The sequence below is a fragment of the Microcystis sp. M53602_WE12 genome, from assembly GCF_030065455.1.
GTDB classification, from domain to species: Bacteria; Cyanobacteriota; Cyanobacteriia; order Cyanobacteriales; family Microcystaceae; genus Microcystis; species Microcystis aeruginosa.
Window position 1 is genome coordinate 1 of the sequence record NZ_JASJFB010000110.1, and the last position, 2,535, is coordinate 2,535.

At 47.0% G+C, this 2,535-nt stretch carries 1 protein-coding gene; it reads right to left on the minus strand.

All coding sequences use genetic code 11. The annotated features are described in order from the left end of the window. Positions 1 to 649: 649 nt before the first annotated feature. On the minus strand, positions 650 to 2,535 hold a 1,886-nt coding region (locus tag PX482_RS04530), incomplete at its 5' end, for an AAA family ATPase (protein ID WP_288122124.1).

Below are 2,535 nucleotides of genomic sequence, written 5' to 3' on the forward strand. Positions count from 1 at the left end.
ATTGTCAGACACCCCCATGATCAAGGGGGATCCCCCCGCCTATCGGCACCCCCCTTATCAAGGGGGGCAGGGGGGATCAAAACCCCCCTTATCAAGGGGGGCAGGGGGGATCAAAACCCCCCTTATCAAGGGGGATCCCCCCGCCTATCGGCACCCCCCTTATCAAGGGGGGCAGGGGGGATCAAGGACAAAATCTATCTTCAATTTAATTGAAACCACTTACTTAAATATTCTTGATTATACTAAAGTTTTTCGTCGGAGCCGGGCGGGTCTTGCCCCTTACCCCATCTCAACAAACAATTTTAACCAGAAAATTGCCAAGGCCTTGACAAATTCCCAGATTTGTTCTATTATTTTGTTATAGTGGGAATCCGTGCTGCCCTGTAACCCCCCTATTTGGGGTTTGCTAAAAAAGTACGGGCGAAGCATTCGGATAGAAAATCTACGGTTTCAGTGATAGGTTATTGCCCGAATGCTTCGCCCCTACAGGACGCGGGCCGATGAAGACGCAAGGTTTTGAAGCACGATTCTCTCCTTGCACCTGTTTCGCAAGACAGACCCCCAAAACCCTTACCTTGCCTACATTTCACATTTATTAAGCAAGCCCCATTCTGGGCTGAGATATTAGCCAAAAATATAACAAAAGAATTTAGGTCATTGTTTCTTGTTTCGTTTCCGATACCCAACGACGGAATAATTCCACAGCAATCCGATAATGGGAGTCTTGGCATTCGATGACATGATGATTTTCAAGGGTTTTTAGGGCCCGGTCGAGAGTTGTGGCAGTTAATCCGGTGCTGGACAGTAAATCTGCCCGGGTTAATCCTTGCAGATGGGGAGAAAGAACTATTAAAATTTCCTGTTGTCCGGCCGCATCTTGTTTAGCCTGTTTCCAGACACCCGTAAAATAATAATTCCCCCTTTGGAAAAACTCAGCATCGATGGCTTTTTCCACATCTTCCACCTGAAAACGAATATCTTGGGGACGTTGCAACTCAAAGACCTGTTTATTATAAAAACGTACCAGATGAAAGCCGATCAGTTGTACTAGATAGGGTTGACCGTGGGTAAGTTGATAAATTTTGTCCAAAGCGGATGGGGTATAGTCTAGGGGAAAATCCTCGTCTTCCCCAACGGGATTAGCGAGGATAACGCGAGTAGATTCAGGAGAGAGGAAACTAACTGGAATCGGGTAAACACTGCCAAAAAAAGGATGAAAATAATCGGCAGTCATCTCCTCTAGGGTATGTAATCCGGCAAAAACAAAAGCTAGACGCGGACTACTCTGGACAAGGGAACGCAGATAGCCGAGGAAATTCTGGGGGAGGGTATTCGCTTCGATTAAATCCTCAATTATCTCGAACTCATCGAGGGCAATAATTAAACCGGTTTTAGCTTTTTCCGGCAGAATCTGGCGCATCAGACGGTCTAAATAACGATTAAAATACATTTCTGGATGTTGGGAGATTTTTTCCTCTTCTGGGGCATCAATTGCCAAAGTTTGGGCGATTTCCTCAGCCATAGTCAGGAGAACTTCGGCTAGGCTGGTTACTGTGGCCACGCGCTGTAAATTAATGTAGATAACGGAGACATCTGGTGGAAGATATGTCTCCAGATTGCGTAGAATCGAAGTTTTACCCATGCGACGATGACCATAGAGAACCACGGAGGATAGGTTATCTCCGGACCACATTGACTGAAGTTCCCGCAGGATATCCTCACGACCAACAAAGCGTTTACCGATAACCGGATCACCGATAATGTAGGGATTAGGAATCGGTTGGGTAATAGTTACCGTTCCCACCGTTCCCGCGATGGATGCGCTAATTTTTAGCCATTTTAGGACGATAGAAAAGATTAATTCTTTTTCTGCTTGGGGTAAAGTAGTCGCCTGCTGGTCGGCTATATCGATTAATTCCCCGATAATCCGATTAAGAGCGAGGGATCTGGTCTGTTGGGAGTAACTTCCCTTGACTAAAGCCATTTCTGCGATAACTAGATTTAAACTGCTGATAGCTTGCCAAGTTTGCGGACGTAATGACGGTTCTGCGGCAATGGGGGCAACCTCCAGGGAAGCGATACTATCGGGAGTTGCTGCCTGACTAAATCGGTGTAAAGTTTGGGCGAGGCTATACATTTCTTCCCCGTAGGCGAGGGAACGTACCACAGCAAAGGCTTTTTCGGCTTTTTCGGTGTCCCGTTGGTGAAGATACCAAAAACCGGCGGCAGCGGCGCGAGCAGGGGTATCGAGACGGATTTTGCTGCGAGGAAAAGAAAACAGTTTCGCCGACGCATATTTTAACAATTGCCAATCGGAGGGATTTTCTGCCAGACGGGACACCCGATAGATAATTTCTGCCTCTGGGAATTGCGATAAAACGCGGTTAACGGCGGCAAGGACAGGAATAAACTGGCGGCTGTACCGAAAGTATTGATTGAGGTTATTAATAGCCGTTTCCCAGTCTTGCTGTAACCATTGTTGTAGAGTCGAGGTTAACCCCGGCAGCGGTAGAAGGGTAATACGGGGAAAAAGTC